Origin of the sequence: Sphaerisporangium sp. NBC_01403 (genome assembly GCF_045040145.1) — a bacterium.
Taxonomy (GTDB): domain Bacteria; phylum Actinomycetota; class Actinomycetes; order Streptosporangiales; family Streptosporangiaceae; genus Sphaerisporangium; species Sphaerisporangium viridialbum.
Window position 1 is genome coordinate 637,503 of sequence record NZ_CP109534.1, and the last position, 18,186, is coordinate 655,688.

General features: G+C 69.8%; 15 protein-coding genes. 10 read left to right on the forward strand and 5 right to left on the reverse strand.

The features are described from left to right. Positions 1-44 precede the first annotated feature (44 nt). The 4 genes from OG589_RS02680 to OG589_RS02695 all read right to left on the reverse strand — a co-directional run bounded on the left by OG589_RS02680 (position 45) and on the right by OG589_RS02695 (position 4,709). Positions 45-2,483, reverse strand: coding sequence for a CHAT domain-containing protein (locus OG589_RS02680; protein WP_405145815.1), 2,439 nt, complete (start codon positions 2,481-2,483; stop codon positions 45-47). Positions 2,484-2,633: 150 nt separating this feature from the next. After that, positions 2,634-3,119, reverse strand: coding sequence for a hypothetical protein (locus OG589_RS02685; RefSeq protein ID WP_405145816.1), 486 nt, complete (start codon positions 3,117-3,119; stop codon positions 2,634-2,636). Further along, positions 3,116-3,634 (reverse strand): RNA polymerase sigma factor, encoded by a 519-nt coding sequence (locus OG589_RS02690; RefSeq protein WP_405145818.1) that lies wholly within the window; start codon positions 3,632-3,634, stop codon positions 3,116-3,118. The genes OG589_RS02685 and OG589_RS02690 overlap by 4 nt, the downstream gene beginning before the upstream one ends. 43 nt (positions 3,635-3,677) lie before the next feature. Beyond that, positions 3,678-4,709 (reverse strand): S8 family peptidase, encoded by a 1,032-nt coding sequence (locus OG589_RS02695; protein ID WP_405145819.1) that lies wholly within the window; start codon positions 4,707-4,709, stop codon positions 3,678-3,680. Between the two features lie 191 nt (positions 4,710-4,900). Here OG589_RS02695 and OG589_RS02700 point away from each other — a divergent pair, with 191 nt between their 5' ends. Continuing rightward, positions 4,901-5,395, forward strand: a complete 495-nt coding sequence (locus tag OG589_RS02700) for a DUF3145 domain-containing protein (protein ID WP_405145821.1) — start codon at positions 4,901-4,903, stop codon at positions 5,393-5,395. 72 nt (positions 5,396-5,467) lie between these two features. On the opposite strand, the gene OG589_RS02705 is transcribed toward OG589_RS02700, so the two are convergent. Beyond that, positions 5,468-5,860, reverse strand: coding sequence for an ATP-binding protein (locus tag OG589_RS02705; RefSeq protein ID WP_405145823.1), 393 nt, complete (start codon positions 5,858-5,860; stop codon positions 5,468-5,470). 235 nt (positions 5,861-6,095) lie between these two features. Here OG589_RS02705 and OG589_RS02710 point away from each other — a divergent pair, with 235 nt between their 5' ends. The 9 genes from OG589_RS02710 to OG589_RS02750 all read left to right on the forward strand — a co-directional run bounded on the left by OG589_RS02710 (position 6,096) and on the right by OG589_RS02750 (position 18,183). Then, complete coding sequence (locus tag OG589_RS02710; protein ID WP_405145825.1) at positions 6,096-6,959, forward strand: helix-turn-helix domain-containing protein; 864 nt, start codon at positions 6,096-6,098, stop codon at positions 6,957-6,959. A 27-nt stretch (positions 6,960-6,986) separates the two neighbouring features. Continuing rightward, entirely contained in the window at positions 6,987-7,232 is a 246-nt protein-coding gene (locus OG589_RS02715; RefSeq protein ID WP_405145827.1) for a DUF397 domain-containing protein, read from the forward strand. Between the two features lie 194 nt (positions 7,233-7,426). Continuing rightward, positions 7,427-10,108 carry a fibronectin type III domain-containing protein gene (locus OG589_RS02720; protein ID WP_405145829.1) on the forward strand — a complete coding sequence of 894 codons (2,682 nt, stop codon included), beginning with the start codon at positions 7,427-7,429 and terminating at the stop codon, positions 10,106-10,108. Positions 10,109-10,222: 114 nt separating this feature from the next. Beyond that, the gene (locus tag OG589_RS02725; RefSeq protein ID WP_405145831.1) at positions 10,223-12,283 is read left to right on the forward strand and encodes a DUF4832 domain-containing protein; all 2,061 of its coding nucleotides are present in this window, start codon (positions 10,223-10,225) and stop codon (positions 12,281-12,283) included. A 196-nt stretch (positions 12,284-12,479) separates the two neighbouring features. Beyond that, positions 12,480-13,283, forward strand: a complete 804-nt coding sequence (locus OG589_RS02730; protein WP_405145833.1) for a DeoR/GlpR family DNA-binding transcription regulator — start codon at positions 12,480-12,482, stop codon at positions 13,281-13,283. Further along, positions 13,280-14,212: a carbohydrate ABC transporter permease gene (locus OG589_RS02735; protein ID WP_405145835.1), complete on the forward strand. Its 933-nt coding sequence runs from the start codon at positions 13,280-13,282 to the stop codon at positions 14,210-14,212. The genes OG589_RS02730 and OG589_RS02735 overlap by 4 nt, the downstream gene beginning before the upstream one ends. A gap of 11 nt (positions 14,213-14,223) precedes the next feature. After that, a complete protein-coding gene (locus OG589_RS02740) occupies positions 14,224-15,162 on the forward strand; it encodes a carbohydrate ABC transporter permease (protein WP_405145837.1) in 939 nt (312 codons plus the stop codon). 78 nt (positions 15,163-15,240) lie between these two features. Next, complete coding sequence (locus OG589_RS02745) at positions 15,241-16,584, forward strand: ABC transporter substrate-binding protein (RefSeq protein WP_405145838.1); 1,344 nt, start codon at positions 15,241-15,243, stop codon at positions 16,582-16,584. A 99-nt stretch (positions 16,585-16,683) separates the two neighbouring features. Continuing rightward, entirely contained in the window at positions 16,684-18,183 is a 1,500-nt protein-coding gene (locus tag OG589_RS02750; protein WP_405145840.1) for a glycoside hydrolase family 36 protein, read from the forward strand. Positions 18,184-18,186: the final 3 nt, after the last annotated feature.

Sequence of the window (18,186 nt, forward strand, 5' to 3'; positions counted from 1 at the left end):
CGACTCAGCCCTCGGGAAGGCCGATCGGCCGCCTGCGTGCGGACTCAGCCCTTGGGAAGGCTGATCGGCTGTCCGAGGGAGCCGAAGCAGGCGAAGCCTGGCACGCCGGTCTTCTCGCTCGCCGTGGCCAGCGCCTGGGCCGGGGTGTGCCCGGAGGCCAGCAGCCCGTGGAAGAGCGTCATGAGCGTCAGCGCCTCCTCGTCGCGCACCGGCACGAGCCCGGCGACGACGCACGCGGTGCCCCGTTCGAGGAACGCCCCGGCGAGGCCCAGGGGCGCTCCGTCGACCGGGGCGTGCGCCATCCCCGCGTCGCAGGCCGACAGCACCACCAGCCCCGGAGTGCGGCCGAGCCGCAGCAGGTCGTAGGCCATCAGCGGGCCGTCGTCCAGCGCGATGCTCGACAGCAGCGGGCTGCGGGCGCAGAAGGTGCCGTGCGCGGCGATGTGCACGATGTCGGACCCGCCCAGCGCCTCGACCACGTCGGAGGAACCGGCGCCGACCCGCACGGCCGTCCCGGAGGCTCCCTGGTGGGTGCGCACGACCATCGCCGCCTCGGCATCGGCGTGCTCCAGCCCCGGGCCCGCCACAGCGGCCACTCTCGGGCGCACATCATCATGGACGAAGCCCGGACGGCCCGGGGGTGTCGTCAGCCAGGCGTTGGCGCTCGACGCCACGCAGACCGCACGCCCCCGGAACGGAGGCAGCACCGGCCAAGGCAGGGTGTGCAGCGCACCGGTCGGCACGATGATCGCCGGGCGGTCCGCGATGTCGCCGGCCAGCGGCCCGAGCAGCCCTGCGGCGAGCCTCTCCGCCTCACGCGCCACCCCGTTGCGCGCACCGGTGTCCCGCAGGCCCGCACGCCGCAGGCCGTACCGCAGCCGGATCGTCGCCTCGGCGGCGGCGGTGTACGAGCCGAGGGGGCGCAGCACGCAGCGCTCGCGCGTGACGACCACGGCGGCGAGCCGGTCGCCGTGCCTGACCGTCTCGATCAGCACGGCGTCCCCGAGCGCGGCGCGCAGCCGGTCGATCGCCAGCGGCTCCCCCGACCTCCCGCTCGCCATCGCCCGCCAGTGCTCGGCCCAGCCCAGCACGGTCTCGGGCCGCCCGTCGGCGAGCGCGAGCGACAGCCCGAAGTCCGCGAGCCGCTCGCCCGCCCGTACGGCGTGGGCGCGAACGCCGGGGTCGTCCAGGCGCTCGCTGCCCTCGGTGGCCTCCACGAGGCCCGCACGCAGGGCGGCGAGGGCACCAGGACGGTCGCCACGCAGGCTCCGCTGGAGGGCCACGGCGTGGTGGCGTACGACGCGGTGGGTGCGTCCGGTGGCGGGCTCCCCCGAGGTGACGAGGCCGAGCTCGGCGTCGGCGGCGGCCCGGTCGGACAGCTCCACGGCCAGCTCGGCGGCCGCGAGCCGGAGCCCCGCCGCAGGCCCCGCCCAGCCGTCGGTGGCCAGCCGCGCCGCCAGCGCCCGTACCTCGGCGAGCAGCTCGGGCGTCGGGCGCTCCACGGCCAGGCGGGCGCGGAGCGCCGTCTCGGCGGCCAGCGGCACCCACGCGGCCCGCCCCTGGCCGGTCAGCTCGCCCGCCGCCAGCTCGGCGGTGGTCCTCGCCTGGTGCGGGTCGCCGACGAGGAGCTCGACCTGGGCCAGCAGCAGGCGCGACTCGGCCAGCGCCACCTGGGCGCCCGCGGCGGCGAGATCGGGGACCGCGAGGCCGAGCAGCGCGCGGGCCTCGCCGGGAAGGTGGGCGGCGAGCAGGGCCTCCGCGAAGTCGGCCCGCATCGCGGCCAGCCGCTCGGGATAGCCGGACAGCGCCTTCTCGGCGGCCCGGTAACCGGCGAAGGCGCCGGGGATGTCCCCCTTGCGCGTGGCGACGAACGGGAGGTTGGCCTCGGCCAGGGCGGCGAGGTGGCCGAGGCCCGCCTGCCTGGCGGTGGTCACGCACGCCGACAGGTCGCGGGAGGCGGCGTCGTACAGCTCCAGGTAGGTGTGGGCGATGCCGCGGTTGAGCAGGGCTCCGGCCAGGAAGCGAGGGTCTCCCGCCCCGGTGAGCCGCGCGACGGCCCGGTCGCAGTGGGCCACCGCCTCCTCCGGCCTGCCGAGCTGGATGAGCGCCACCGCGCGCTGCACGCCGAGCCGTGCCGGGTCGAGGCCGGTGAGATGCCCTTCGGCCAGGTCGGCGACGCGGAGCGCCCCCACGGGATCGCCGAGGTCGGCGCGGACGGTCACCAGGGAGAGCCGCGCCTGGGCGGCACGCTCGGGCAGGTCGCGGGCGGCCTCGACCGCACGGCCGAGGTGCTCGGCCGCCAGCGTGAGGTGCCCGAACTCGCGGGCGGCGAGGGCCAGGGCCCGGTGGGCGACCGAGACCGCCTCGGCGCAGCCGCCCGCCTCGGCCTCGGCCAGTACGGCCCGGGCGTGCTCGCGGGCCCGCGCCGGATCGGCCCCCGACAGCACCACCGCCTCCTCGGCCGCCCTGACCAGCTCAGTCACCTGCGGCCCCCGTGAACGGACGGCCTTCGCGCGGGCACACCGCCGCGTGACGCCCCGAGGACGACAGCGGGCACAACACCGTCTGACGGCCCCGAGACGGCAGCGGGCGCGGCGGGCCGCTCACGCGGGGGCGTGCCGGTGACCGGCGGGTCACAGGCGGACGCATTGCCATCGGGTGGCCACGGGGGGGTTGCCCGGGCGGTGGCAGACCACGCTCAGCCACCCGTGGGGCAGCCCCGTGGTGGCGAACTCCCCGGTGTCGGACGGGAAGCGGATCTTGCTGACGTGCGGGGTCCTGATCTCGACGCGGGCGCCCTTGCCCGGGGCGGGCTGCACCTGGCCGGCCAGGTCGATGTGCGAGTCGCAGACCGTGAGCTCCACGTCGATGGTCAGCCCGCCCGCGGCGAAGCGGAGCAGCCACGGCTCCCCGTCGGCCGGGCAGCCGTCGGAGCGCACCCCGGACGGCGGCCAGGCGCCGACGCCCGTGCCGGAGGGCACCCCCACGGGCCCCGCCGTCACGGCTCCCGGCAGGCGCAGCCCGTACACGGCGCGGGCGTCGGTGGAGACCCGCGCGGGCACCGGATCGGCGCCCGCGGCGATTCGCAGAGCCGCCAGAACGTACTCGTCGTCGGTCACCGATCCTCCTCGATAAGGGACCGCAGGCGCCTGAGACAGCGGCTGCGGGTCGGCCCGATGCTGCCGATGGGCATGTCGAGGCGGCGTGCGAGCTGCGCGTAGCCCGCCTCGGGGGCGCACACGATGAGCCGCAGCAGCGAGCGGCACGGCTCGCGCAGCGTGTCGACGGCCGCCCAGAGCCGCCGCCCGTCCTCCTCGGTGAGCATCGCCGCCGCGGGGTCGCCGTCCGGCGCCGGGACCTCGGCGGGCAGGGCCGCCAGCGGGGCGCCCGACCGGCTTCGGCGGATGCGCGCGGCCTCGTGGCGGGTCGTGGTGATCAGCCACGCGCCGACGCGCTCGGGGTCGCGGATCGTGTGCAGGCTCTCGACCAGCCGCAGCCATGCGGCCTGCACCGCGTCGGCGGCGTCGGTGGAGTCGAGCCCGAAGGCCCGGGCGACGGCCCACATGCGGTATCCGAAGCGCTCGACCAGGTCGCGCCAGGCCGGCTCGTCGAGAAGGTCGAGATCGTAAGGCATGAAATGACTTTGCGTGGTGGAGGGAATGCTCTTGGTGAGCACCCTAGCGGGGCGCGGGCACCAGGACCCCGAGATCGGGGAATCGCCTGCCATGCCCGGGGTCGAGCACGTGGTTCGCCGCCTCGCCGGGGGACATGTGCCGGGCCGCGGCGGCGATGGCGCCGGCCACCACTGCGGCCGCGAAAGAGGTGCCACTCCAGACGGCATAGCTGTGGAACTGCTGAAAGTCCACGAAACTGCTGGTCAAGGCTTCGCCACGCGCGCAGGCGTCCACCCAGGGCCCGTACGCGGAGAACCTCGCGCGCTCGCCTTCCTCGGAGTCGAGGGCCCCGACGGCTATGACGCGGGGCATCGCGGCCGGCCAGAAGGGGCGCGCGGAGGCGGTGTTCCCCGCGCAGGCCACGATGACGGTGTCGGGGAAACCGGCGAGGGCGCGCTCCATCAGCGGCGAGGGGCGGTCGTCGTAGGTGAAGCAGCCGAACGACAGCACCAGCACGTCGAGGCGGGTGTCCCGCAGCACGCTCAGCGCCCGGAGCACCCCGGCCTCGTCCCCGACGCCGTTGCTGTCGAGCACCCTCGCCACCCGCAGTCGCACGCCGGGAGCCTGGCGGAGCACCAGCCCGGCGATGAAGGTGCCGTGCCCCGCCTGGCCGTCGAGAAGCCCGTCGCCGTCGGCGTCGAGGACCTCGCCGGGCAGGTCGCGGAACCAGGCGGCGTCCCTGAACCACGGATGCGGGGCCACGCCGGTGTCGAGCAGCCCGACGGTCACCCGGGACGGCTCGCCCGGCTCGTACGCGGGCGCCGTCGCGGGGAGCGGCGCTCCGGTGGGCCCGCCGAAGTACAGCGGCTGGCCGGTGACGACGTGATTGGGGGAGACCTCGTGCCCCTGGCCGGAGAGCGTGGCGGCGATCTCGCAGGGATCGGCCCCGGGCGTCAGCCGTACGAGGTAGACGCCGTCGAGGTTCTCCACCGCCTGGGTCCACCGCCCGGCGGCGGCGGGCGATCTGGCGAGGAGGACGCCGGGCCGGATCAGGGTGCTCCGTCCCGGCGTGTGCTCCACTGCCTGCACGTTCACCGGCGGCTCCTTATGGGCGAGGTAAACACGGAATGTAGCCTTCCCCATGCGGAGAGTTGCCAAGCGTGATTAGGTATGACCCGGCTCTGGTGCCCCGCCACGACGGACGGTAGTCTCTCCCTCAGTCACTTGTGATCATCCCAGTATGAGGACGTTGGGGAAGGCGCACCTCGTACGAAACGGGAGGTCCGGTGTCTGCTCGTGGCGTGCTGTACGTCCACTCGGCTCAGCCCGCGCTGTGCCCGCACATCGAATGGGCGGTCGCGGGTGTGCTTGGCATACCCGTCGACCTATCGTGGACTCCTCAGCCAGCCCAGCCTGGCACGGTGCGTACGCAGGCCGAGTGGGAGGGCCGCCCCGGCACGGCCGGGGCGATCACGTCCTCCCTCATGGGCTGGCAACGCATCCGTTTCGAGATCTCCGAGGACGCCTCCGCGGGCGTCGACGGCTCCCGGCATGCCTACACGCCGACCCTTGGGGCCTTCACGGCGGTGATCGGGGTGTCCGGCGACATCATGATCCCCGAGGACCGTCTCCGCAACGTCATGCTCATGGCGGCGCAGGGCCGGGTCGTCCTTGAGGAGGAGCTCGACAGGCTTCTCGGCAAGCAGTGGGACGAGGAGCTGGAGCCATTCCGCTACGCCGGCGACGGGGCTCCCGTCCGCTGGCTTCACGCGGCCGTCTGAACCGTCCCTCGGGCGGTGGTTTGTTGCCGCATGCCACAAATGTAGTGATCTTGGACCGTTCCCGCGCCCCCGCTAGGGGACGAGCTCGAACCAGATCGCGGTGGCGACGTGGTCCCTCCGCACGCCGAACCGCGACGAGAGGGCCTGGACCAGGAAGAGCCCCCTGCCGCCCGACGAGCCGGCGTCCGGCGCCATGACCTTGGGGGAGGAGGCGGAGCCGTCGTCGACCACCTCTATGCGGACCAGGTCGCCCGCCTGCACCATGACCGTGACGGTGCCGAAGTCGCGGGACCGGCTGTGCTGGACGGCGTTGGTGAACAGCTCGCTCGTCAGCAGCTCGGCGTCCTCGACGACGCGGTGGTACCGGGCGTCGTGCAGGGCCTTGCGTACGAGCGCGCGGGCGTGCGCGGCCTGGTCCCGCGTGCCGGGAAAGGCGGCGGTGACGAGAGGCGTGACAGCGGACAAGCCCACTCCTGCCGGTGTTTTCATCTACTGCCGCCTCTCAAGTGCCATCTGACCCACTGACCACTTTGTGTGGTTAGATGCTCGCCCTAGGTCACAGTCTTAGCAGAGCCTTTAATGCCTCAACCTGAAAGTTGTCAGATTGGTTGGTGTCGCAGAGTGTCTTGTCGGATGCGCTGGGTAGCCGCCAGACTAGGCGGCCAGTGTTCTTCAGCGTTCTCTCCGAAGGGAGGTGTGCGTGACCGCACCACGTCGCAGCCCGACCGCCCGGCATCGCCGTCTCGTCGCCGAGCTGCGCGGGCTCAGGGAGGCCAGCGCGAAGTCGCGCCAGGAGGTGGCCGAGCTGGTCGGCACCACCGACATCACGCTCTGGCGCTACGAGACCGGGCTCACCAGGCCCGCTCCGGCCGACGTGGCCGCCCTGCTGGAGGTGTACGGCGTCGCGGGCGAGGCCCGTGGCGAGCTGCTAGAGATGGCCAGGCAGGCGCGCAAGCGCGGGTGGTGGCACCGCCACCGCCAGACGCTGAAGCCGGGGTTCGACTCCTACATCGGGCTGGAGGCCGAGGCGTCGGTCCTGCGCACCTACCAGTCGCAGGTCGTCCCCGGCCTGCTCCAGACCGAGGCGTACGCGCGGGCGGTGATCGAGGCGACCGCGATGGGCCCGGCCCGCGCGGAGGTGGCGGAGAAGGTCGCGGTCCGCATGTCCCGGCAGGATCTCGTCACCCGCGTGGACGACCCGATCCAGATCGTCATGGTGCTCGACGAGGCGGTGATCCGGCGCCAGGTCGGCGGGCCCGGCGTCATGCGCGGGCAGCTCCTGCGCCTCCTTGAGGCCGGCGCCCTGCCGAACGTCGACATCAGGGTCCTCCCGTTCGCCTCGGGCGCTCATCCGGCGCTGGACGGCCAGTTCAACCTGCTGGAGTTCCCGGAGCCGGGCGATCTCGACCTGGTCTACCTGGAGCAGGCCGTCAGCGGCCTCGTGCTGGAGGAGCCGCAGGAGCGGCGCAGATACGCGTCGATGTTCGCCGACCTCCTGACCAGGGCACTCTCACCTGGGGAGACGATGATCCTCATCGGTTCGGCCGCGCGCGGCGAGGGTTGAGACGAGCCCTCAGGGAAGGAGACGCAGGTGACCCCACGACCGGACGACGAGCCCCGTGGCGGCTGGCGCAGGAGCATGCACAGCACCAACGGCGGCGACTGCGTGGAGGTCGGCGTTCTCGACGGCCGTCAGGCCGCGGTCCCGCGCGGCGAGAGGCTGATCGCCTTCCGCGACTCCAAGAACCCGCACGGCCCGAGGCTCTACTTCACCCCGGCCGAGTGGGGCGCTTTCAAGCGCTGGATGGCCGACGGAGGCCCCGCCCTGGACCTCTGAGCCTGTTCGGTAGTGCCGCCGGGACCGGGGGTGGTTACCCGGCGGCGCCCTCGTCCGCTTGCATGAGCCGGCTACCGGGTCGCGGGGCATTTGTGATTGCGAAGGTCTTCTATTGCGTTAACGAAACGTGCATGCTTCTATTTCGTTAACTCCGGTTCCACTGTGACAACCCCCCCAACCTCACAGAGGGTCCTATGAAGATCAGACGTTTGCTCGTTTCCCTCGTCGCCGCGACCACCGCACTGGTGTGCGGCGCGCTCCCCGCACTGGCCGCACCCGCCGGGCCGCCCCAGAGGCCGCCGGCCGGCCCGCCGCCGGACACGACGTCGACCACCCACACCTACGCTTACGCCGACACCCCGGTCGGTCAGCCGCTCAAGGGCTTCGCGCCCTACCTGTTCCCCGGCGACGATTACGGGGCCAAGTACCCGAGCGGCCTCATATGGAGCTACTTCGCGCTGAACGAGGTCATGAAGGACCCCTCCAGCTGCAACACCTTCGACTGGACGGTCTTCGACAAGGCGCTGGACGAGGCCGCTGTATGGGGCCGCCAGTCGGCCTTCCGCTTCTACGTCGAGTATCCGGGCGGCACCGCCTCCCACCCCGGCAACGGCATCCCGCCCTGCCTCAACGGCAAGATGACCCTGCGTAACAACGGATTCTGGGGCACGGTCAGCCCCGACTACGACGATCCCGACGTCATCGCCGCGTTCGTCAGCTTCATCAACGCCTTCGCCGCCCGTTACGACAAGTCCGGGCCGGGAGGCACCGCCGACCCCCGGATCGGGTTCATGTCCCTGGGCCTGGTCGGCCTGTGGGGTGAGTGGCACACCTGGCCGTACGACCGGGACACCACCGACGGCTACCCGAACCTGATGCCGACGGACGCCACCATCCAGACGATCATCAACGCCTACGACACGGCGTTCGACAACATCCAGCTCGAGGTCCGCTACCCGGGCCTCGCGGGCACCAAGACGGCGAACATCGGCTTCCACGACGACTCCTGGCCGTACAAGGAGTGGCGCGGTGGCCAGCTCAAGAGCATGACGCTGCCCAAGTCCATGAACGGCTGGGACGACGCGTTCACCCAGATCATGCTCGACAACGGCACCGAGAACCGCTGGACCACCCAGTCGATCGGCGGAGAGGCCCGGCCTGAGATCCAGGGCAGCCTGTACGCCAACTGGCCGGGTGGCTCAGGCCAGGTCGACGACGTGCTCGCCGCCACCGAGCTCACCCACATCAGCTGGATGATCAACCAGACCGGAGCCGGCGGCTACAGCGCCACCGACCCCAAGGTCGCCGCGGGCGTCCGGAAGATGGGCTACAACCTGCACGTCCCGCAGGCCAACTTCAACGCCAGCGCCGGCGGCACGTTCAAGGTCGGCGTGACCGTCCAGAACGACGGAGTGGCGCCGTTCTACTACCCGTGGAAGTTCGTACTCGGGCTGCGCGACTCCAGCGGAACCGTGGTCAAGACCTGGGACACCGACTGGGACATCCGCACCGTCCAGCCGCTCAAGATTCGCGCCTTCCCCGACTGGAATGTGGGCGCGGACCCCACCTACCTCGACTACGGCCGCCCGGTGAACTTCTCGGCGAACCTCAGCGCCTCGGGTGTGCCGGCCGGGAACTACCAGCTCGTGATGCGCGTGCGCAACCCGCTGGAGGCCATCACCAAGGACGTCCTGCAGAACCGTCCCGCGGCCGTACGGCTCACCGACTGGATCATCGACAAGTGGCGTCCCGCCTATCCGCTCTCCTTCGCCAACGCCAACCAGGGCACCGACGGCTGGCTCAACCTGGGCGCGCTCAGCACCACCGGCACCTGTAGCGGCGACTGCACGGCGCCATCCACCCCGACCGGCCTGGCCGTCACCGGCCGCACCGACACCAGCGTCTCGCTGTCCTGGTCCGCCTCGACCGACACCGGCGGCAGCGGGCTGCGCGGCTACAACGTCTACCGATCGGGCACGAAGGTCACCGCGACACCGGTCACCGGCACCTCGTTCACCGACACCGGGCTCACCGCGGGACACACCTACCAGTACACGGTCGAGGCGGTTGACAACGCCGGCAACGCCTCGGGTCGGTCCGCCGCGGTGAGCGCCACCACGACCGGATGCGCCGGGGACTGCACCGCGCCGACCGCGCCCACCCTGACCTCGACGGGCAAGACCGCCGCCTCGGTGTCCCTGTCGTGGAGCGGCGCCACCGACAACGTCGGCGTCACCGGCTACGACCTCTACCGGGGTACCACGTTGGTCGCCTCCCCGACCGGCACGTCGTACACCGACGACGGCCTGAGCCCGTCGACCGGCTACAGCTACACGGTCAAGGCCAAGGACGCGGCGGGCAATCTCTCCCCGGCGAGCAACACGGTGACCGTCGTCACCGACGCGCAGTCGGGCAACCCCGGTCTCGTGCTGGACAACTTCGACGGCAGCCCGCCGTACCCGTCCAGCGCTCAGAACGACCTGGGCAAGTGGACAGGGGCCAACTGCTTCCTGGACGGGGGCGGCTCCGGTGTGGTCTCCGGCGGGGCGTTGAGCCTTCGGTACAACAACTGCGGCTGGTTCGGCAGTGACGTGGGTGTCGATCTGACCTCCAAGACGTACCTGGTCGTACGGGTCAAGGGCGCCTCCGGTGGCGAGCAGACCCACTTCAACCTGGGCCTGGGCGGGGTCACCAAGGTGTTCGGCGACTTCACCCTCGACGGCGGGGGACACCCGGTGATCACCACGTCGTACCAGGACATCAAGATTCCGATGGCCGCCAACGGGATCAACCGCAACTCGCCGAGCCAGCTCGCCATGGGCTTCTGGTACGGCGGAGCCTCCACCGTCACCATCGACGAGATCCGCTTCGAGTAGGTGTCCGCATCCTTCAGTCCTGGTGGGAGCACAACCCGCGGCTCCTCCGCGCGTGTTCCCGCCAGGGCGCCGGGACTGCGATGTTCCTCCCCCTCCCATCGCATGGAGAGTTTCATGCAGCACTCACTCAGGAAACCGGGAAGCATCGGAAGCCGGGTCGCCGCGCTGGCGGCGTCGGCCGCCCTGGTCGTCACCGGGGTAGTGTCGATCGCCGGTACCGCGCAGGCGCAGACCCGCACCTACACGGCCGATCTGGCGACCGCCTTCGCCAACCCCGAGCGGGGTTACCACAACCGGTACGAGATCATCAACGATCCCGCCGTGAACGACTACGCGAGCGCGTCGTCGATTCCCGGCTTCAACCCCGACCTGCTGGACCGGACCTTCGCCCGCGCGAAGCAGAACGGCAACACCCTGGTCCACAGCTACCTGCACCTCGACAAGTACAAGGCCTCGGACAACCTGCCGCAGGCGCTGCTGGACAACCTGACGAGCGGGCTCGCGGCCGTGCGCCAGGCCGGCCTGAAGATCGTGCTGCGCCCGGCCTACACGTGGGACGGCTGGGCCGACGTCACCGAGGCCAAGATCCTCCGCCACATCGAGCAGATCGACGCGGTGATCACGGCCAACGCCGACGTCGTGGCGCACCTGGAGACCGGCTACCTCGGCGCATGGGGTGAGTGGCACACCGGGAACTACGCCGACCCCTTCGCCCAGGACCAGGCGGTCACCCGCTACCGCATCGTCAAGAAGATCCTCGACACCACGCCCGCGTCGATCCCCCTGGCGATGCGCTACCCGATCTACATCAAGGAGATGGTCGACCCCACCTCGTGCATCGTGCCCGAGGGCTGCGGCATCAGCCAGGCGCAGAAGGACCGGATCGGCTTCCACAACGACTGCTTCCTGTCCGACTACAACGACATGGGGACCTACGACAACAACTCCTGGATGGGTTGGTACAACATCGAGGTCAAGAAGCAGTGGATGTACGACCGCCAGACGTCGGCCGGCACCAACACGATCATGGGCGGCGAGACCTGCAACTCCGACGGCTACAACGATGCCGCAGGCGTCAACGTGCAGACCGAGATGTCCAAGCTGAACTTCACCGAGATCAACGAGGACTACGCCGCGGTCAACACCGATAAATGGAAGGCCACCAACCTCGCCGCCTCCGGGAACGACCCCGCCGAGACCGCCTTCACCCGGATCAAGCGCAAGCTCGGCTACCGGCTCCGGCTGGTCAACGCGAACTTCTCCGACTCGGTCCAGCCGGGCGGGCAACTGGCCTTCTCCGGGAACCTGAGCAACGACGGCTGGGCAGGGCCGGTGAAGGCGCGCCCGGTGTTCCTCGTACTCGACGACGGCACGCACCGCTTCGACATTCCCGTGCCCGGCCTCGATCCTCGTACGTGGACGCCCGGAACGCACGCCGTGTCGGCGCAGTCCGTCACCGTGCCGTCCAGCGTCCCGCCGGGCACCTACCGGCTGGCCCTCTGGCTGCCCGACTCGGTCACCGGCCTGCGGTCGCGGGCCGCGTACTCCATCCGGTTCGCGAACACGAACACCTGGAACGCGGCCACCGGATACAACGTGCTGGCGAGCGACATCGTGGTCGGCCAGTGCTCACCCAACTGCCCGACGCCGACCCCGACCCCTACGCCTACGCCGACGCCTACGCCGACGCCGACCCCCACTCCCACTCCCACTGTGGCAGGGCTGGTGCTGGATGACTTCGACGGGAGCCCGCCGTACCCGTCGAGTGCTCTGAACGACCTGGGCAGGTGGACAGGGGCCAACTGCTTCCTGGACGGGGGCGGCTCCGGAGTGGTGTCCGGCGGGGCGTTGAGTCTTCGGTACAACAACTGCGGCTGGTTCGGCAGCGATGTCGGGGTGGATCTGACGTCGAAGACGTATCTGGTGGTACGGGTCAAGGGCGCCGCAGGTGGTGAGCAGACCCACTTCAACCTGGGCCTGGGCGGGGTCACCAAGGTGTTCGGCGACTTCACCCTCGACGGCGGGGGACACCCGGTGATCACCACGTCGTACCAGGACATCAAGATTCCGATGGCCGCCAACGGGATCAACCGCAACTCGCCGAGCCAGCTCACGATGGGCTTCTGGTACGGCGGAGCCTCCACCGTCACCATCGACGAGATCCGCTTCGAATAGAGCGCCAGGTCCGGGGCCGCGTACCTGTCAGCCGAGTGAGCCTTCAAATGCGAAACCCCTGCTTTCGGGGGGCCGCCGCTGGTCGGAGGCGCTTGATGGCTCGCGGCCCCGGATCTCTGTCTTCGTTACCGTTCCGCAATTGGTGAGAGATGTCTTTCTATTGACAAGTAAACGCAATGTTTCGAAGATTGGCGGCATGTCGAACGCGTCAGAGCCAGTGCCCGCCGAGGTCCGGCGGGAGCGGATCCTCGCGATGGTCCTGGAGCACGAGTTCGTCCGGGTCAGCGACCTGAGCACGATGTTCGGCATCTCCGACGTAACGGTCCGGGCGGATCTCGGCGCGCTGGAGGAGCGCAACGCGCTGCGCCGGGTCCGGGGCGGCGCGATGGTCGTGGGGAAGCGGCTACGGGAGGAGCCCTCGTTCGAGGAGTCGCTCAGCGCGTCGGCGATCGAGAAGGCCCTGGTCGGCGCGACCGCCGCGGCGATGATCGCCGACGGAGAGAGCGTCATCCTGGACGTCGGCACCACCACGACGTTCATCGCCCGCTCCCTGGCGGCCCGTGACGACCTGCGCGACGTCGTGGTGTTCACGAACGGGCTCAACATCGCGCTGGAGTTGGAGGTCGCCATCCCGCGGATCACCGTCGTGCTGACCGGCGGCACGCTGCGCCCCCTACAGCACTCGCTGGTCGATCCGCTGGCGCAGCACGTCTTCGAGCGCATCAACACATGCACGGTGTTCCTCGGATGCAACGGCGTGGATCCGGTCGCCGGGATCACCAACATCAACCTTCCCGAGGCACAAATGAAACAACGGATGTTGCGGGCCGCGGCCCGCCGCGTCGTGGTCGCCGACGGCTCCAAGATCGGCCAGGTCCAGCTTGCCGCGGTCGCTCCCATTTCGGACGTGGACCTGCTCATCACCGGCCCGTCGGCGGATCCCCGGGTCCTGGGCCTGCTCCGCGATCAGGGCCTGCGGGTCGAGGTGGTCGGACCATGACCGTGACCGCGGCTCCTCCGCGCCGCCCGGCGGCCGGGACACCCGTACGGCGGGAGCGCAAGCCGCGGGGCGACGGGCCCGTGGCCTGGCTGTTCCTGCTGCCCGCCCTGGTCGGCTTCGTAGTGTTCTACCTGGTACCGACGGTCCGCGGTTTCTGGATCAGCTTCACCGACTGGAACCTGCTGTCGGACCCGAAGTTCGTCGGGCTGGACAACTATCGCGACATGGTCCAGGACGCGAAGTTCTGGAACGCCCTGCGGATCACGGCCGAGTACGTCGTGATCAACATCGGCAGCCAGACGGTCCTCGCCCTCGCCATCGCGGTGCTGATGGACCGCCTCACCAGGTCCGTGCTGGTGAGGGCGGCGATAGTGGTGCCCTGGCTGGTGCCGAACGTCACCGTCGCGATCGTGACCCTGTTCATGCTGGACCACAACGTCGGCTTCGTGAACCACGTCCTGGATGTGTTCGGGAGCGAGCCGCAGGCGTTCTACGGTGACTCCGACCAGGCCATCCCGACGATCGCCCTGGTGAACACCTGGCGCAACATGGGATACACCGCCCTGCTGTTCTTCGCCGGGATGCAGATGATCCCGCGCAACCTGTACGAGGCCGCGGCCATCGACGGAGCGGGGGAGTGGACGCTGTTCCGCCGGGTCACCCTCCCGCTGCTGCGGCCGGTCATGGTGCTCGTCCTGGTGGTGTCGATCATCGGATCGTTCCAGATCTTCGACACCGTCGCCGTGACGACGAAGGGCGGACCCGCCGACGCCACGAGGGTCATCTATTACTACATCTACCAAAAGGCCTTCAACGAGTTCCATATGGGTTACGCGGCCGCGATGGCGGTGGCGCTCTTCCTCATCCTCATCCTGCTCACCGCGTCCCAGATGAGAATGCTCCGCGCCGCCGACTCCGATCTTCGCTAAGGACGATGGACATGGCTGTTCGATCCCTCACCTCAGGATCCGCGGGAGCCGGGCGCAAGAGCCTGCCGCGGCGGCGCAGTATGGGGGCGGGACGGATCCTCGCCTGGATCCTGCTGGCGGTCCTGTTGCTCGTCACGCTCTATCCGTTCGTCTGGATGCTGCGCACCGCCTTCACCGGCAACCGCGAGATCTTCGATGGCGACTACTCGCTGATTCCCGCCGACCCGACGCTGGTCAACTTCAGGCGGGTGCTCGGGCAGGCGACCGTCGAAGAGGCTATAGCGGCCGGGGGGAGCGGCGCGGAGGTGAACTTCTGGCTGTACCTCCGCAACTCCGTCGTCTTCACCGCGGTCCTCGTGATCGGCCAGGTCGGGTTCAGCGCCACCGCCGCGTACGCCTTCGCCCGGCTGCGGTTCAGGGGCCGTGACACGCTCTTCGCGCTGTTTCTGGCCGGGCTGATGGTTCCGCCGATCTTCACCGTGCTGCCGAACTTCGCGCTGGTCAGGAGCTTGGGCTGGCTCAACACCTTCCCGGGCGTGGTGGCGCCGTACCTGCTCATGACTCCGTTCGCGATCTTCTTCCTGCGGCAGTTCTTCCTCGGCATCTCGCCGGAGATAGAGGACGCCGCCACCATCGACGGCGCCGGGAAGATCGCGGTCTTCTGGCGGATCATCCTGCCCATGAGCGCCGCACCGCTGAGCACCCTGGGCGTCATCACCGCGGTGTTCGCCTGGAACGAGTACCTGTGGCCGCAACTGGTGGGAAAGGAGGACAACGTGCGGCTGCTAAACGTGGCACTGGGGGTGTTCGCCCAGTCCTCGCCCACCTCATCCCCCGACTGGGCCGGCCTCATGGCGGCGGCGACGCTGCAGGTCATCCCGGTTCTTCTGCTCCTGCTCGTCTTCGGACGCAAGCTGGTGAACTCGCTCGGGTTCACCGGCATCAAGTAACGCCTTCTGGCGGATCTCCCCCCTAACCGGCACGCCAGAGGCGCGCCGGGATCCGACCATCCCCGAAAAGGACGAATCATGCCTCGCAAGATCGGCGCGCTTCTCGCCATCGCCGTGTCACTCACCGCCTGCGGCACCGCCAACGAACCGGCCGGGGGTGCCGGCCAGGCCGCGGAGAAGGTCACGCTCAGCTACAGCCTCTGGGACCCGAACCAGCTTCCCGCCTACCAGGAGTGCGCCGACGCGTTCTCCGCCAAGACCGGCATCCAGGTGAAGATCACTCAGCAGGGCTGGGAGGACTACTGGAACGGCATCACCACCTCGCTCGTCTCCGGCACCGCCCCGGACGTCATCACCAACCACGTCGCCTACTATCCCGAGCTGGCGGCCAACAGCCAGTTGCTCGACATCCAGCCGTACGTCGACAAGGACAAGATCGACCTGTCGCAGTACACCGGTGACCTGGCGTCGCTCTGGGTCAAGGACGGCAAGCGGTACGGCCTGCCGCAGGACTGGGACACCATCGCGCTCGTCTACAACGTGAAGGACATCACGGACGCCGGCGTGGACCCGGCGGGCCTCAAGGACCTCACGTGGAATCCGGCCGACGGCGGCACCTTCGGCGAGCTCATCAAGAAGCTCACGATCGACAAGAACGGCAAGCGAGGCGACCAGCCCGGCTTCGACAAGAGCAAGGTCAAGACCTACGGCTGGGGCCTTGAGCAGGGCGGCGGCGTCGTCGGCCAGACGCAGTGGTCCTGGATGCCGCTGTCCATGGGCTTCCAGTACCTCGACAAGAACCCGTTCGGCACCGACTACAAGCTCGACGACCCCCGCCTCGCGCAGGCCCTCACCTGGTGGCAGGACCAGATGAAGGCCGGCTACATCATGCCACGGGAGAAGGCGGGCAAGCTCGGCCTGGAGCCGATGATGCAGACCGATCAGGCCGCACTCATCCCCGACGGCTCGTGGCGGATCAACACCTGGGCGCAGAGCACCCAGCAGAAGTTCGCCTTCGCCCCGCTGCCGCAGGGCCCCCAGGGACGCAAGACGATCATCAACGGCCTGGCGCCGTCCATCACCGCCGGAACCAAGCACCCCGACCAGGCGTGGGAGTGGGTCAAGTTCCTCGGCTCGTCCGGCTGCCAGGATCTCGTGGCGAAGAGGGCCGTGGTGTTCCCGGCGATCAAGACGGCCGCCGCGGCCGCCGTCGAGGCCCAGAAGGCGAAGGGCCTGGACGTCTCGGCCTACACCGACATAGCCGCCGATCCGGCGAACCTGGCGTACTACCCGATCACCGGTAGCGCGAACGAGATCAACACCGAGGCCCAGTCCGTGATCGACCAGATCCAGGAATTCAAGGTCACCCCGGCCGACGCGCTCAAGCAGCTCGACCAACGCCTCGCCACGATCCTCAAGTGATCACGCTGGGCACGCCGGATCACGCCCAGCCTCGCGTTCACATCCCCGGCCCGGTACGGCTTGCGCAAGCCGTACCGGCCCATCCTAAAAAGGACGGCAATGGAGACAATTCTGCAGCTCGGGGGCCATCGCCTGCCCGCTCGCCTGCCCGGCGAGCCGCGCGTGACCGACGGTGGGCTGATCATCCCCGCGGGTGATGTCCAGATTCTGCATCCCTTCGGCGCGACGAACTTCTACCGGCATGGCTGGAACTCCTACAGCCCGACCTCGTGGTGGCCGCTCGGCGGGGATCCACTGCGCATCCCGGAGGAGTCGCGACGCCTGACCGCCGACGACATCGACAACGACAGCCCGTGGCGGCACGGCGGCAGCGCGGTCGGCGCGATCGATGGCCCGGACGGAAACGTGCTGCTGCTCGGAGGCCTGGGTCTGGATGTGCCACGGGTCGAGGCGGACGGGCGGATGCTGGCCGGCCACCTGGAGACGGGGGACGCCGACTGGTTTCTCGCCTACGGCCCCGAGGAGCAGGTGTTCCGCCGATACGCCGACCTGCTCGGCGAGCGCCTGGGCCGCCGCACCCCGAGCGCCGGCAACGTCTGGTGCAGCTGGTACTCCTTCTTCGAGGACATCACCGAGCCGCTCATCCACAAGGTTCTCGAGGACCTGCGGGGCTACCCGTTCGACGTCGTCCAGCTCGACGACGGCTGGGAGCGCTGCGTCGGTGACTGGGAGGCCAACGCCGACTTCCCCTCCGGCATGGCGGAGATGGCCTCCCGTATCCGCGACCACGGCTTCACTCCCGGCCTGTGGCTCTCACCGTTCATCGCGCCCGCCCAGTCGGAGGTCTACCGCACCCGGCCGCACCTGTTCCTCCATGACGAGCACGGCGATCCCAAGCCCGCCGGATTCAACTGGGGCAACTCCTACTTCGCCCTCGACACCACCCTGCCGGAGACCCGCGACCACCTGGTGGACACCTTCCAGAAGGTGCGGGACTGGGGTTACCGCTATCTCAAGCTGGACTTCATGTACGCCGGGGCGCTGTCGGGGGCGCGCCACCAGGACGTGCCGCGCGAGGAGGCCTACCGCGACGCCGTCCGGCTGATCCGCGAGGTCGCGGGGGAGGACACCTATCTCCTCGGCAGCGGGGTTCCGGTCATACCCTCGATCGGAATCTTCGACGGCATCCGGGTCAGCCCTGACGTGGCACCGTACTGGGACAACAGCGAGCGCTCGACGGACTACTCGGGGGCGGGCGCCCGCAACGCGGTCATCGCCTCGCTCCACCGGCTCTGGCTGCGTCCTCTCCTGGAGGTCGACCCCGACCCGGTGTTCTTCCGCACCCGATACAACCTGCTGGACGACGACACCAAGCGGCTGCTCGTCGATCTCGCCCACATCTGCGGCTTCCGCGCCGTCTCCGACCCCGTCGAATGGCTGGACGAACCCGAACGCCGGGCCCTGACCGCCTTTCTCACCGAACGCCCCGAGGTCCGCCGCGTCGACCGCTACCGCTTCACCATCGACGGCAGGGACGTGGACTTCGAGCCTTACGTCAACCCCACCGGGCGCGTCTCGGATCGGCTGCTGGTCAAGTGAACG

Coding starts and splice junctions, on each gene's coding strand:
- OG589_RS02690 (WP_405145818.1), bottom strand. CDS start 3,634: ATGCCTTACGATCTCGACCTTCTCGACGAGCCGGCCTGGCGCGACCTG.
- OG589_RS02720 (WP_405145829.1), top strand. CDS start 7,427: ATGAAGATCAGACGTTTGCTCGTTTCCCTCGTCGCCGCGACCACCGCA.
- OG589_RS02725 (WP_405145831.1), top strand. CDS start 10,223: ATGCAGCACTCACTCAGGAAACCGGGAAGCATCGGAAGCCGGGTCGCC.
- OG589_RS02730 (WP_405145833.1), top strand. CDS start 12,480: ATGTCGAACGCGTCAGAGCCAGTGCCCGCCGAGGTCCGGCGGGAGCGG.
- OG589_RS02735 (WP_405145835.1), top strand. CDS start 13,280: ATGACCGTGACCGCGGCTCCTCCGCGCCGCCCGGCGGCCGGGACACCC.
- OG589_RS02740 (WP_405145837.1), top strand. CDS start 14,224: ATGGCTGTTCGATCCCTCACCTCAGGATCCGCGGGAGCCGGGCGCAAG.
- OG589_RS02745 (WP_405145838.1), top strand. CDS start 15,241: ATGCCTCGCAAGATCGGCGCGCTTCTCGCCATCGCCGTGTCACTCACC.
- OG589_RS02750 (WP_405145840.1), top strand. CDS start 16,684: ATGGAGACAATTCTGCAGCTCGGGGGCCATCGCCTGCCCGCTCGCCTG.